Annotated in this window: 10 protein-coding genes; 3 read left to right on the forward strand and 7 right to left on the reverse strand. The window is 60.3% G+C overall.

Annotation, left to right across the window (positions count from 1 at the left end; translation table 11 throughout):
* Positions 1-92 precede the first annotated feature (92 nt).
* Complete coding sequence (locus DBY20_01050) at positions 93-2,342, forward strand: hypothetical protein (protein ID PWL79839.1); 2,250 nt, start codon at positions 93-95, stop codon at positions 2,340-2,342.
* 79 nt (positions 2,343-2,421) lie between these two features.
* Positions 2,422-3,306, forward strand: a complete 885-nt coding sequence (locus tag DBY20_01055; protein ID PWL79840.1) for a methionine aminopeptidase — start codon at positions 2,422-2,424, stop codon at positions 3,304-3,306.
* Between the two features lie 670 nt (positions 3,307-3,976).
* Here DBY20_01055 and DBY20_01060 read toward each other — a convergent pair.
* From DBY20_01060 to DBY20_01075, 4 genes are all read right to left on the reverse strand, one after another.
* Positions 3,977-6,577 (reverse strand): homocysteine methyltransferase, encoded by a 2,601-nt coding sequence (locus tag DBY20_01060; protein PWL79841.1) that lies wholly within the window; start codon positions 6,575-6,577, stop codon positions 3,977-3,979.
* Positions 6,578-6,906: 329 nt separating this feature from the next.
* Entirely contained in the window at positions 6,907-7,566 is a 660-nt protein-coding gene (locus DBY20_01065) for a vitamin B12 dependent methionine synthase (GenBank protein PWL79842.1), read from the reverse strand.
* 220 nt (positions 7,567-7,786) lie between these two features.
* Entirely contained in the window at positions 7,787-8,464 is a 678-nt protein-coding gene (locus tag DBY20_01070; protein ID PWL79843.1) for an orotate phosphoribosyltransferase, read from the reverse strand.
* A 105-nt stretch (positions 8,465-8,569) separates the two neighbouring features.
* The gene (locus DBY20_01075; GenBank protein ID PWL79844.1) at positions 8,570-9,790 is read right to left on the reverse strand and encodes an LL-diaminopimelate aminotransferase; all 1,221 of its coding nucleotides are present in this window, start codon (positions 9,788-9,790) and stop codon (positions 8,570-8,572) included.
* An 89-nt stretch (positions 9,791-9,879) separates the two neighbouring features.
* Here DBY20_01075 and DBY20_01080 point away from each other — a divergent pair, with 89 nt between their 5' ends.
* Positions 9,880-10,608, forward strand: coding sequence for an N-acetylmuramoyl-L-alanine amidase (locus tag DBY20_01080; protein PWL79845.1), 729 nt, complete (start codon positions 9,880-9,882; stop codon positions 10,606-10,608).
* 99 nt (positions 10,609-10,707) lie between these two features.
* Here DBY20_01080 and DBY20_01085 read toward each other — a convergent pair whose 3' ends face one another.
* From DBY20_01085 to DBY20_01095, 3 genes are all read right to left on the reverse strand, one after another.
* Positions 10,708-12,504 (reverse strand): YgiQ family radical SAM protein, encoded by a 1,797-nt coding sequence (locus DBY20_01085; GenBank protein PWL79846.1) that lies wholly within the window; start codon positions 12,502-12,504, stop codon positions 10,708-10,710.
* 5 nt (positions 12,505-12,509) lie between these two features.
* The gene (locus DBY20_01090) at positions 12,510-13,322 is read right to left on the reverse strand and encodes a hypothetical protein (GenBank protein PWL79847.1); all 813 of its coding nucleotides are present in this window, start codon (positions 13,320-13,322) and stop codon (positions 12,510-12,512) included.
* A 293-nt stretch (positions 13,323-13,615) separates the two neighbouring features.
* On the reverse strand, positions 13,616-14,155 hold the full coding sequence (locus DBY20_01095; protein ID PWL79848.1) for a phosphatase PAP2 family protein: 540 nt from the start codon (positions 14,153-14,155) through the stop codon (positions 13,616-13,618).
* Positions 14,156-14,418: the final 263 nt, after the last annotated feature.

Below are 14,418 nucleotides of genomic sequence, written 5' to 3' on the forward strand. Positions count from 1 at the left end.
GGTCAGGCCCTTTGGCACGTTTGCGTGTATTGGTTGGTCATTGTAGCGGTAATGGGCGTGGCGTGCGCGGCAGATAGGCTATAGTTAATCGCATGGAAATCTTCGGTGATACCCTCATGTTTGGCAGCGTGCGCTCTGCGCCCGAAGATCTTGACCTCAGTGAGCTTGAGGTCAAGACGGGGCAAGACGCCATCGCGGTCATTACCGAGGTCATGGATCGCCAGCGTCGTGAGCTTGCGGAGCGTCGCGTACGCGAGGAGGAGCGTTGCTCCGAGCTGCGGCATGAGACGATTGACGGCGTGATCTGGGAGTATGTCGTCGTTGATGGAACATTCGCCCGCATCGTAGACTGCGAGCTGCTGGATGCCAGTATGTGTGAGCTTACGGTGCCGAGCAAGTTGGACGGCCTTGCCGTGCTCGAGCTGGCGTCCGGCGCTTGCGAACAGCTTACTGGTGTGGAGCGCATCGTCTGCGCCGATTGCATCGAGGTAATCGGTCCGTCGGCGTTCAGATCATGCCGCGACCTACGCAGCCTCGTTCTGCCGCGCATGACGGCAAGCTTCGATTCGAGCTGGGTCAACCAGTGCCGCAATCTCGAGGAGCTGACGTTGCCGGGCATGCTCGAGCGCGTGGGGCTGGAAGTGCTGAGCGTGAATGGGCTCAAGCGGCTTACGATAGGAATGGGGACGCGCGCGGTAGAGCCTGGTGCTTTCGTGAATAGCGCGCTCGAGGAAATCCGCCTTGACGATCACAATCCCTTTTTAGCAACGGATTGCATAAGTATTTTCGAACGTGCGTGCCCAGATGGAGATGGTGCCGGGTTGCGGCTTGCGGCGGTTGCCGTGCCGGTCGAGGAATACGAGGTACCGGCTCGTTGCGTCGAAATCGGTGCCAAGGCATTCGCATGCTGCCCGGAGCTGCGCAAGGTGACATTTGCAGGTGGCGTTCAGTCGATTGGCGCCCATGCGTTTTCGCGCACCAGGTTGCGTAAGTTCATGGCTCCTCCGAGCTTGCGTCGCATCGAGAAGCGCGCGTTCTTCCGCTGCCGCGAGCTCGAGAGTGTCACACTCAGCGAAGGGCTCGTCGAGATTGGCGAGGAGGCATTCGCCGAGAGCGGTATCACTGAGCTGCATGTGCCCGCGAGCGTACGGCAACTAGCCTGCGACTGCGTAGCACGCACGGGTGTACGCTGCGTCATCGAGAATGGTGGGACGCTCCGACTTGACGAGCATGGTGTGCTGTACGCGAACGGAACGCAAGTGCTCGTGGGCGCGATGGATCCCGAACTCGTGCAGTACGCCGTTGCTTCCGGTTGCGAGATTGTCTGCGGGCACGCGTTTGCGAACATGCCACGTTTGCAGCAGGTGACGCTCCCCGAGGGACTCGTCGAGATTGGCGATGCGGCCTTTCGCGGTTGTCGCAACTTGCGACGGGTGCGTTTTCCGGAGACCCTGCATTCCATCGGTGACGAGGCGTTCTTCGACACGGCGCTCGAGGGTATCTACTTGCCTGCGGATTTCGAGCATCTGGGCAAGCTCGCGCTCGTCACGGCCGGCGTGCGTGATATCAGTGGCAGACCTTCTCTCGTGAACGTGCATGTCAACCCCAATTGCGAGCGTTTCTACCATACGGGTGGCTTGCTTTGCGAGCGCATGGATAATGACGCGTCGCGCGTCGTGCTCTACGACGAGAGCAGACCTGATGTCGCCATCCCGCGTGAGGTCGATACGCTCGCACCGTTCGCATTTGGCAACGCAACGAAGCTTTCCTCGCTCACGATTGGGACAAACGTGCGGCATATTCAAGACCGCGCCCTCAACGTGAACTGTCTCATCGAGCATATCCACGTTGATTTCGCCGAGCCCATTCAAGAGCACGACTGCATTGACCTGCATTTCCCCGTCACCTTCCGTAGCCTCAACGAGATCGTGCGCGGTTTCAACTCGATGACCTACTTCAATGCCGAGGCGCTGCTCGCACGTTATGACGCGTGCGTGATCAACATGCATGACTATGATGCGAAGAGCATGGCGCCCATCGATTTGTATGGCCAGCTTATACGCATTATCGAACGGCTGCGCGACCCGCTGTTCTTGAGCGAGAACACGCGCCGCATGTACGGGCAAATTCTTCGCGACAATCTTGTGGAAATGTGCGTTGCCGCTGCGCGCCACGATGACCGTGCGAGCGTTGATGCGCTTGTCGAGCTCGGCTACCTCGATCGCGAGACGCTGCTGCCGGTTATCGAGGCCGTCACCAAACTGCAGGATGCTGCCATGACGGGATATCTGCTCGAGCTGCAGAGGCACCTCGCGGGCCACGAGGTCGATTTCGAGCTGTAGGGAGCGCTCGACGGCGGGGGTAGTACAATGGGGCGAGCCGTGAACGCAAACACGAAACGCGAGACAAGTGAGGAATCCCGTGTACGATAACTTGGAAAGTCCTGGTCGCAACGATGAGTGCTGGTGTGGCAGTGGCAAGAAGTACAAGAAGTGCCATCTCGACTTCGATCATCGCTTGCAGGAGCTATATGATGCGGGCGAGATCGTCCTCGGGCGCGACCTGCTCAAAACGCCCGAGGAAATCGAGGGCATCAAGGCATCGGCCAAGGTCAACATCGGAGCACTCGATTACGTGGCCGAGCATATCGGCCCAGGCGTGAGCACCGAGGAGATCGACCGCTGGGTACACGACTACTGCATCGAGCATGGTGCCATTCCCGCCGACCTCAATTACGAGGGCTTTCCCAAGAGCGTGTGCACTTCCATCAACGAGGTCGTCTGTCATGGCATTCCGAGCGAGGACGATGTGCTCGCCAGCGGCGACATCGTCAACGTCGATATGTCGACAATACTCGATGGGTACTTCTCGGACTCGTCGCGCATGTTCTGCATTGGCGAGGTCGATGAAGAGAAGCGCCGGCTGGTCGAGGTCACGCGTGAAGCCGTCGAGGCTGGCCTTGCGGCTGTGAAGCCGTGGGCGCACCTAGGCGATGTGAGCGCGGCGGTCAACAAGGTTGCGACGGATGCGGGCTTCTCGGTTGTCGTCGAGTTCGGTGGCCATGGCATCGGCCTCGAGTTCCACGAAGATCCGTTCGTAAGCTTTGTGGCAGCTGCGGGGACGGGCCCCGTGCTCGTTCCTGGAATGTGCTTCACGATCGAGCCCATGGTCAACATGGGTGCAGCGAAAATCGATATGAACGACCCGAATGGCTGGACCGTGCGCACGGCCGATGGCTCGCCGTCGGCACAGTGGGAGGTGCAGATCGTCGTCACTGAGGATGGCTACGAACTGCTGTGCTGGTAGTCCCGTCATTTCGAGCGAAGGAGATCTCTCCGTTCCGTGGCCTTGCGGCCGCTCCAGTTGAGATTGCATTGCTCTCTGATGCCATTTCGAGCGAAGGAGTGCCCCCTCTTGTCATTTCGAGCGAAGCGGAGCGAAGTCGAGAAATCTCAACCTTGCGTTTCATCGGGTCGTGGCGGGGGAGATTTCTCCACTACGCCGCCTAACGGCGGCTCCGGTCGAAATGACAACGGTGGTGGTCTGCACGGCTCCGGTCGAAATGACAACGGTGGCGGTCTGCACGGCTCCGGTCGAAATGACAAGGCATTTTCCGCAAACAAAAGGGACCCCGAAGGGTCCCTTTCTTCATGCTATGTTGCCGCGTCTATGCGCCGATGGCGGCAATCAGGAAGAAGCAGGCGATCACGGCGATCGAGGCGATGTAGCCAGCGGTCGTGGTGAGAATGATTTCCTTGAAGCCGCGCTTCTTGGGGGTGACGGGGGAACCGTACTGAGCCTGCATGGCGGAGCGCTCCAGAGCCTTTTCGGGGTTGAGTATCATTGTCTCATCCTTCTCTCTAGGCGGCACGCTGCCGCCGGATTTCACACTTCCTGCGATGATAAAGCTTCGCGAGAACCTGCGCAAGAGCGTGTCGGTGGGTGCGCTAAAGGACCCGGCACCCTGGCGCGCATCTCATCCATCGAGGAGCTGCTGGGCGACACGAACGGAGGCTGCCGCGTCATCGGCGTAATAGTCGGCGCCGATGCGTTGCGCATAGTCCTCGGTGAGCACAGCACCGCCCACCATGATGCGGGTTTGGGGTGCCTGCTCGCGCAACAGTGCGATGGTGCGCTCCATTGCGGGCAATGTCGTGGTCATGAGAGCCGAAAGGCCCACAAGAGGGGCGTTGGCATCGAGCGTCGCATCGACGATGGCTTGGGGAGCTGCATCACGACCAAGGTCGATGACCGTGTAACCATAGTTTTCGAGCAGCATTTTGACGATGTTCTTGCCGATATCGTGAATATCTCCCTCGACTGTGGCGAGGATGATTGGCAACGTATTGCGTTTTGCAGCGCCAGCCGAGGCGCTTGCTTCGCTAAGCACGTCGAAGGCCGATTTGGCGGCCTCGGCTGAAGCCATGAGCTGGGGGAGAAAGTACGTGCCCTCGTCATAACGCACCCCAACCTCGTCGAGGGCGGGTGCGAGGACGTCTCCTGCGATGGAAGCGACATCGCTGGTTGCGAGCATGGTGCGTGCCGCTTCGGCGGCAGTATCGCGCTGGCCAGTGAGGATTGCATTATGGAGGACGGAAGCGCTGTCATTTCGACCGGAACCGTGCAGGCCGCCGCCGCTGTCATTTCGACCGGAACCGTGCAGGCCGCCGCCGCTGTCATTTCGACCGGAGTCGCCGTTAGGCGACGCAGTGGAGAAATCTCCTTCGCCACTGCCAGCGAAACGCGAAGGGCGAGGTTTCTCGACTGCGCTCGAAATGACAGGAGGGGCACCCGCTGCGCTCGAAATGGCGTTCTGCATCGCGTGCACGTATTCCAGGCAGCCGGCGTCCTGGCCGTTGATGATGCGGAAGGCTGCAATGGCCTCGCGGTAGCGCGCCTCGAGCGGGTTGATGATGGGCAGATCGAGCCCGCAGGCAAGCGCGGCCGTGAGGAAGCTCGCGTTGAGGACGGGACGTGCGGGCAGCCCGAAGCTCACGTTGGAGATGCCGAGCACGGTGCGCACGCCGAGGCGCTCCTTGCAGAGTCGAACGGCTTCGAGGATCTCGGGGATTTCGGGCTGATTGGTGGCGGCGGCCATGACAAGGCAATCGATTGCGATGTCCTCAAGCTGCAGGCCAGCCGAAAGAGCAGCGTCGATGATACGCTCGGCGATGGCGAGGCGCTCCTCGGCAGACGGTGGGATGCCGTCTTCGTCGAGCGTGAGGCCAACGATAGTCGCGCCATAGCGTGCTGCAATGGGCAGCACGGCGGCGAGGCTTTCAGCCTTGCCGTTGACCGAGTTGATGAGCGGACGTCCCGCATAGCTGCGGCAGGCAGCTTCGAGTGCGTGAGGGTTGGCGGAGTCGAGTTGCAGGGGCGCTGATACGGTGGCTTGCAGGCGCTCGGTAAGCTCGCGCAGCGCATGCGACTCGTCAATGCCCGGCACCCCGACGTTGACGTCGAGAATGTCGGCGCCAGCTTCGATTTGCGCGACGGCTTCGGAGATGGCTAGGTCATAGGAGCCGCTGGCAAGTGCCTCCTTGAGGCGCGGCTTTCCCGTGGGGTTGATGCGCTCGCCGATGGTCGCGACCGTGGGTGCGCCTGGCATGAGTTCGACTAGCTCCTGAGCACTTGTCACGACGAAGGAAGGTCGATAGTCGGAAACGTTATCGTGCAACCAGTTGCCATCATCAATGAGCTGGCGCAATGCCGCGATATGGGCCGGCGTCGTTCCGCAACAACCGCCGACGATGCGAGCCCCGGCTTCCAAGATGGCGCCCATGGCCTGTGCGAATCTTGCGGGATCGACATCGTAGACCGTGGAACTATCTTCGGCGATGCGTGGGAGTCCCGCATTGGGCTGCACCATGAGTGGGCAGCGGGTGTGCGGGGCCATCTGCGCGACGAGAGGCGTGATCTCGCCTGGGCCGAGCGAGCAGTTGATGCCAACGGCCGAGGCACCGAGCGCGGAGAGCGTGGCGGCGGCAACGGCGGGTGTCGTGCCCATGAAGGTACGACCATCCTCGCCGAAGGTCATCGTCACGAAGACCGGCAACGGCGTGTTGTCGAGGCAGGCGAGCAGCGCCGCTTTGGCTTCGAGCAGATCGGCGAAGGTTTCGAGAAAGATGAGGTCGCAACCAGCTGCGCAGGCGGCGCGGGCTTGTTCGGCGAAGATATCGTAGGCCTCCTCGAAGCTGAGTTCCCCAAGCGGGGCAAGCAACGATCCGGTAGGACCGATGTCACCGGCAACAAGCGGTGCTCCCGCATCACGCGCGATCTGGGCTGCGGCTGCGTAGAGCTCATCGACGCTCGCGTCATGATTCGCGAGTTTGAGGCGGTTCGAGTTGAAGGTGTTGGTGGCGATGCAATCGCTACCTGCTTCGACATAGCCGCGTTGCAAGGTGCATATGTCGTCTGCGTGCGTGAGGTTGAGGAAGTCCGGCACATCGTGGATTTGCGAGAGGCCCGCCTGTTGGATGAGGCTTCCCATGCCGCCATCGCATAGCAGCGGCGCGCGGCCATCTATGACGCGTTTGAGGAGATCGTTTGCGATTTCGAGTTCTCGGGGAGCTGCCATATCCGCCCTTTCAGATCGTGGGTAGATGATACCGCAAGACAAAGCGCGGCCTTTGTGTCGCGAGATAGAGTGTGCGCGGCGTGCGACAATCATCTGGGTACACTCGCGTGCAAGCTTTTTTCGATTTTGTGTAATCGCAAAAACTCGGATGCAAGCTTTAAGCGATTTTGTGTAATCATCCAACGGGTTATGCACATTATTTTCGATTTTGTGAGGCGGCCATCTCCTATGTTTCGCAAAATCGCAATTTCTTTGCACGCTGTCCGTTGCAGGCACACATTATCGAAATTAATCTGCACGAGAATTCCGTGGCCTTGAATAATTGCACCTTACGTATGAGGATCTGGCTTCAAGCCGACTATCGCAGTGACGCTCTTCATCGGCGTCATGAGGTGCGAGCTTGCGGTATGGATGCCGAGTAGCTTGCCGGCATCGATCGTCTGGATGAGGGCGTCTTGCAGCTCGAGCGGCAGGTCACCAAAGCCGGGGCTAAAGCGTTTCGTGGGCACGAGATCGATTTCATCGGCGAGTTCGGCGATGCGCCGAGACGCGGCCTGGGCGGCTTCCTCGGCCATTGACGAGGCACACACATCGAAGAGCAGCGCGTCAAGTGGGTTCGTGGCCTGCAGGCGTGCAATCGTGCGCTCGCTCTCCATGCCGAGGGTCACCGCGAGCAGGCAGGCAAGGGTGCAGCCATCGAGGTGGCGGGCGATGTTGCGTCCGGTCAGGACGAGGGAGCTGCCCGCGAGTGCGATGCCATCGGGGCGTTCTCGGTCAATCGCGAAGCTACGTGCGATGCCACGTGGCCGGGCGACGCGTTCGCAGCGCGCGACAGCGCCTTCGAAGCGAGTTGCGAGTTCGTCGGTGAGCTCTTTGCCGCGTTGCCCGAGGTACTTGAGGGCGCGGAACTCGTCAACGTGGCAGGAGAGTGTCTCGGGACCGAAACGCATGACGCGCAGGGCGCTGAGCGTGTCGTCGGGAATGTCCATCGGCGTCTCCTTCGTCGGTCCGATCGCAAGCGCGCCATTTCGGCTTGAGGTGCATGGTGCCAGGATGGGAAGGCCCCGTCCCTCTTGTCTGCCGGTGGGGTTGAGATTTCTCGACTCCGGCGCTTCGCGCCTACGCTCGAAATGACAGGAGGGGGCACGCTCGCCCCGCTCGAAATGACAGGAGGGGAATGCTCCGTCCGCTCCGGTCGAAATGGTGGGGCTAGCGGGCGCCGTATTGCTCGTAGTAGGCATCGAGGGCGGCCTTGACGCCGTCGTCGATGACCACGCGGCCACCGCGCTCCTGGTTATGCAAGTAGCCGATGACCTCGCCCATCGTCACGATGGCGGCAGTGGGAAAGCCGTACTTCTCGCTCACCTCGTCGATGGCGCAGATCGTGCCGCTCGGGCCGACCTCCTGGCGATTGAGCGAGACCATGAGTCCCACGACCTCGACATCGGCAATGCTCTTGAGCAGGGGATACGTCTCATCAATCGACTTGCCCGAGGTCGTTACGTCCTCGACCATGACCACGCGATCGCCATCGTGTAGCTCGGCACCGAGCAGGATTCCCGCATCGCCGTGATCCTTGGCCTCCTTGCGGTTGGAGCAGTAGCGCGCTTCCTTGTCGTAGAGCTCCTGCAGAGCGATGCAGGTTACGACCGAGAGTGGGATACCTTTGTAGGCGGGGCCGAAGACGATGTCGAAGTCCAGGCCGAAGGCATCGTGAATGGCCTGTGCATAGTAGAGGCCAAGTTTATGCAATTGATTGCCTGTTACGTATGCGCCCGCGTTCATGAAGAACGGGGACTTGCGTCCGCTCTTGAGCGTGAACTCCCCGAACTTGAGCACGTCGGAATCGACCATGAAGTCGATGAACTCCTGCTTGTAAGCTTCCATGAATCTCCTCGTCTTTCCTGTCAATGAGACAGTTGAATCTGTCCAATCTTTCCCATAACTTCCTCCTCTGGCCAAGATATGAGACAGCGTGCCAGGCACGTTGTCTCAGAAGGAGAGATCCTCGATGCGGCGCATGGCTTCCTTGGTGGCCTCGGCATCGCCGAAGGCGGTGAAACGGATGTAGCCCTCGCCAGCCGGTCCGAAGCCTGCGCCCGGCGTGGTGATGACGCCGCAACGCTCGAGCAGGATATCGAAGAACTCCCACGAGCTGATGCCTCCAGGGGTGCGACACCACACATACGGGCTGTTCACGGCACCGTATACTTCGTATCCGCAGGCTTCGAGTGCGTTCTTGATGACGCGAGCGTTTTGCTGATAATAGGCAATCGTTTGCATGACTTGCTGCTTGCCCTCGGGCGTGTAAATAGCAGCCGCGCCTTTCTGGATGACGTAGCTCGCGCCGTTGAACTTGGTCGTCTGGCGGCGGTTCCACATGGCGTTGAGGTTCTGGCCATCGCGCTCGAGCGCCTTCGGCACCACGGTGTAGCCGCAGCGTGCGCCCGTGAAGCCGGCTGTTTTGGAGAACGAGCGGAACTCGATGGCGCAGGTCTTGGCACCCTCGACCTCGAAAATGGAGTGGGGCACGCCTTCCTCGACGATGAAGCGCTCGTAGGCGGCATCGAAGAGGATAACGGAGCCGTGCTCGTTGGCGTAATCGACCCAGGCCTTGAGTTGGTCGTAGGTGAGTACGGTGCCCGTGGGATTGTTGGGCGAGCACAGGTAGATGAGGTCGACCGGGGTTTCGGGCAGCGCCGGACAGAAGTCGTTTTCCGCGGTCGTGGGCATGTAGACGATGTCCGTCCAGCCCTCCGTCGTCTCGTCGTAGAAGCCTGCGCGGCCGGCCATGGCGTTGGTGTCGACGTAGACGGGATAGACCGGATCGCATACGGCGACGCGATTGTCGATGGCGAAGATGTCGCCTATGTTGCCGCAATCGCTCTTGGCGCCGTCGGAGACGAAGATCTCATCGGCGGCGATGTCCACACCACGGGCTGCGAAGTCGTGCTCGACGATGGCCTCGCGCAGGAAATCATAGCCTTGTTCGGGGCCGTAGCCATGGAAGGTCTCCACATGGGCGAGATCGTCAACGGCGGCGTGCATGGCCTCGACAACGGCGGGCGCGAGCGGACGCGTCACGTCACCAATGCCCATTTTGATGAGCTTGATGTCCGGATGGGCCGCGGAGAACTCGGCCGTACGATGGGCGATGTCGCTGAAGAGGTAACTACCGGGGAGTTTCTGATAATTCTCGTTGACTGTGGCCACGAGGAGTCCTTTCGTGTGGGAGTAAATCGTAACTCGTAACTCGTAAGTGTACAACGAGAAGCGACCGTGGTTGTGGCAGAATAGGCGCCATGAAAAAACGCATCATATATATGGTCACTGTCGCGCTTGTGGGTGCTTGTGCGCTTACGGGCTGTGCGTCGGGGGCCAAGACACCCGTTGCGTCATCGGCAACGAGTGCCGCACCGGCGATGACTGGCAACAAGGCGGCGCAGGCAGCTGACGTTGTCGGGGCACAGCTCGAACGCTTGGATATCGTGGAGGACATGCGTCCTGCATTCGATCACGGCGAGAAGGGCCGGGAGTTCCAGCGCTACATCGTCTTGCACGACACCGAGAGCGAGGCCGATGCCGCGAGCATCGTGGAGTACTGGGACCAGGCCGGCACGGGCGTGGCGGCGCACTTCATCGTCAACCGCGATGGTAGCATCGTGCAGTGCGTGCCGCTTGATCGCATCGCGCATCATGCCGGTTTTGGCGATACCGGTCACAACGAGCTCTACGGCGTTATGGACGAGTCGCGCGACGATAAGGTGGGGACGGTCCCCATTGGCAGCGACATGGCCGATTACGGGATGAACTCGTATTCGGTTGGCATCGAGATGGCGCACGCGGCCGGGCAGGACTATCCCGAGGCGCAGCTCGCGGCCGTGGATGCGCTCATCGCGTACATCGACGGGTATTATGGCTTCGAGAGTCGCATCATCGACCACAAGGCTTGGCGCACGGGCAATTCGGACACGAGCCCGCAGTTTGCGGAGTACCTGGCCAACTACCAGGCCCATGGGACGCATGTGTAGAGGTATTTGAACAGAGGCAGTTGACTCGCGGGGCTTACACCGCTGACCGGTGGTAATTCTAGCATGGAATCGAACGTATGTACGAAACCAGATGCAAAATCACTTTCGGATGAGGCATTTGGGTCCGGGGCCGATGAGGTCGTTGCGTCCGGCCTTGAGAAGCGCCTCTCTCACGAGCTTGCGGTTCTTGGGGTTGCGGTACTGGATGAGCGCGCGTTGCATGGCCTTTTCGTGCGGCGTTTTTGCCACGTAGACCGGCTCCATCGTGCGTGGGTCGAGCCCCGTGTAGTACATGCAGGTCGAAATCGTCGAGGGCGTGGGATAGAAATCTTGGACCTGCTCGGGGTTGTAGCCCATGTCACGTACGAATTCGGCAAGCTCGACGGCATCGGCGAGCGTTGCGCCGGGATGTGACGACATAAGATAGGCAACCAGATACTGTTTGAGCCCGGCTTTCTTGGTTGCCCGCTTGAATGCGGTGGCAAATCGCTTGAAGACGCTGATGGGCGGTTTGCCCATGGTCATGAGCACTGCATCTGACGCATGCTCGGGTGCGACGCGAAGCTGGCCGCTCACATGGTGCTCTACGAGCTCGCGCAGGAAGCTCGGGTCATCGTCGAGCATCATGTAATCGAAACGCAACCCACTGCGTATAAAGACCTTCTTGACATCGGGCAGCGCACGGAGCTTGCGCAGCAGGGCAAGATAATCCTCGTGCGTGACGCGCAGGCTGGGGCACGGCTCGGGCGATAGGCAGCGCTTGCCCACGCAGGCGCCGGTTTTGAGTTGCTTGTTGCAGGCGGGTACGCGGAAGTTCGCCGTAGGGCCGCCGACATCGTGAATGTAGCCCTTGAAGGCGGGGTCTTCGGTCATGAGGCGCGCCTCGTCGAGGATGGACTCGTGGCTCCGGGCCTGGATGATGCGGCCCTGGTGGAAGTTGAGCGAGCAGAAGGAGCAGTCGCCGAGACAGCCACGATTGCTCGTGATCGAGAACTTCACTTCGGCAAGCGCGGGTACGCCGCCTGTCTGCGCGTACGAGGGATGCGCGTCACGGGCATAGGGCAGTGCGTAGATGGCATCCATCTCGGGCATGGAGAGCGGCTTAGACGGTGGGTTTTGCACGACAAAGACATTGTGCGGGTATTCCTCGGCAAGAATGTGCGCGGAGAAGGGATCGAGATTTTCGTACTGTATCGCGAAACTCATTGCATATTTGCTCGAGTCCTGCTGTATCTCCTCGAAACTCGGCAAGACGATTGCGTCGTTGGGAAGGTGGTCGAGTGAGCGCGCTTTGTAGACGGTACCGTCAATGAAGCTCAGGTCATGTACCGAGAGACCACTGGCCAAGGCATCCGCTATCTCGACAATGGACCGCTCGCCCATGCCGTACGAGATGAGATCGGCTCCCGAATCGAGCAGGACGGAGCGTTTGAGGCTATCTGACCAGTAATCGTAATGCGCGAGACGGCGCAGGCTCGCCTCGATACCACCGAGGATGATGGGCGTTTTCTTGTACGTGCGGCGAATGAGATTGCCGTAGACAACGCAGGCATGATCGGGACGCAAGCCGGACTCGCCACCCGGCGAATACGCGTCTGACCTGCGGCGCTTCTTGGCGACCGTGTAGTGGTTGACCATGGAGTCCATGTTGCCGGCCGAGACGAGAAAGCCAAGCCGCGGCTCGCCCAGAACGGTAACGGAGGATGGGTCGCGCCAGTCGGGCTGCGCGATGATGCCGATGCGATAGCCGTGGGATTCGAGCAGGCGGGTGATGATGGCGGCCCCGAAAGAAGGATGGTCGACGTATGCGTCGCCGCTCACGTAGACGAAGTCAAGCTCATCCCAACCGCGATCGCGCATATCGGCGCGGGTCATGGGTAAAAAGCCACTTGTCACGGTGACTACTCTTCGTCTTCGGGAAGCTCGAAGGCGATGAAGTCGATGAAATCGTACTGCTCGTAGCGCTTGTTGATTGCCTTGATCGCGTCAGCGCGTGTCGCGAGCTTGTCGAGTATCTCGCGGCGACGGCGAAACGCCAGCCGTCCGAGCGTGCCGTATTCCTCGCGCAACGCGTCATATTCCTTGACATAGGACATGACGTCGTCCTGGTACTCGGCGATGATTTCGTCGTTCGTCTCTTCCTGATCGCCCGCCTTGGCGTCTTGAGCGGCTGCCATGAGCTCTGCGTGCTGGCGCGTGAGGTAGTTTATATCGGTGAGGCGCTGGCGCAGCTCGGTCTCGAACTTGTCGAGCTGGGTGGCCTTGGAGCGCGTGAAGGGTGTCATCGTGCTCGTGAAACGTGCCCAGAACGACTCCATGAGCTGCTGGAGGGCGGTGACCTTCTTTACGAAGTCCTTGCCGAGTAGACCGACTTCACGGCGGATGTTCTCGTGTTTGACCTGGTCGAAGACCTGGAGCGCTGTGAGCTCGCCGGCAAATTGGCGGCCAAGCAATTCCTCGCGCTCGGTGACGTGCTCGGGGTCATACGTACCCGAACCTTCGGGCGTGTAGGGCTTGTTTCCGATGACGGAGATTTCGTCACCGACCTCCTTGACGAGGTCAAGGAACTCGAGGATGCGCACGACGGTGTCGTCCACGCTTTCCTTGCGGCGACGGAGAGACTCGGGCAGCGACTTATAGGCGTAGCGCTCGGCGGCCGTCATCTCGGGCCGGGGCGGGACGTACTTTCCACCTTTCCGCTGCTCTGCGGGCATCTCATCTCCTTCGCGCGTTAGCGCAATCTATTCTACGCCCCAAGAGCGTCTGGGGTAAATGGGGATTCGGGCAAACGTGCCTGGCACGCTGTCTCAAAAATAAGCCAATTGCCGGGATATGGCGAGCTTATGAGTCACCGTGCCTGGCGCGCTGACTCTGGCGGCGTGGCTCGTTTATGGAGTTATGGTACATCACAAGTGCCATTGCTTCCGTTTTTTGTCGGTTATTGTCGAGTTATCGGAGTTATGGCGCATTGCATGTGCCAAGTTGCATGCTTCTTGCCAATGCCTCGCTAGCTGGAGATTCCTGACGACTTACCCGAAGCGATGCGGTTGCTGATGGCGATGCCGATGAGAGCCGCGAGGACGCCGATGATTGCGCCGGCGAGTACGTCGGTGGGGAAGTGTACGAAGAGGTAGAGACGCGAGAACGCAATGGCAACCGCCATGACCCAGGCGGCGATTTTCCAACCGCGGGCGATAGGCGCGCGCGTGATCACGGTGGCAGCGAGGAACGAGGAGAGCGTATGGCCCGAGGGAAACGAGAAGCTGGCTGGAGCCGCGATGAGGAGCACGAAGCTGGGGTCAGCGATGAAGGGACGGGGACGGGCGACGAGGTTCTTGATGCCAAACTCGCAGATGGCCCAGGTGACGGCAAGGGTCACGAGCAACGTGATGCCCCAACGGCGTGTCTTGGGAAAGATAAGCAACAAGATGCCCGCTATGATCCAAATCAGGCCATGATCGCCACATGCGGTGACGATGGGCATGAGTGCATCGAGAAACGGGCAGCCGAGCACGTTTTGGATGCCGTAGAGTATGGCGAAGTCCATGCGCGTCCTTTCGGGATGATTGCTGGCATTGTGCCACATGCGTAGGCTGATTGAAACGAGGTGCATGAGATGTCCGCCGAGGCTCAGAAACCCATTCGCCTCGGTCGCACATCCCCCGCGTCTCGGTCGTACAGCCCCCGCACCTCGCCTCGGCGTACATCCTCCAAAGCTCTGACATGCGCGCATCCCGAAAGGACGCGCGATGGAGAGAGGGGGAGTGGGAGTGGTAGTATGTGCGGCATCCATCGTCGTAGACTAGGAGT

This window comes from Coriobacteriia bacterium, from assembly GCA_003149935.1.
GTDB lineage: Bacteria > Actinomycetota > Coriobacteriia > Coriobacteriales > QAMH01 > QAMH01.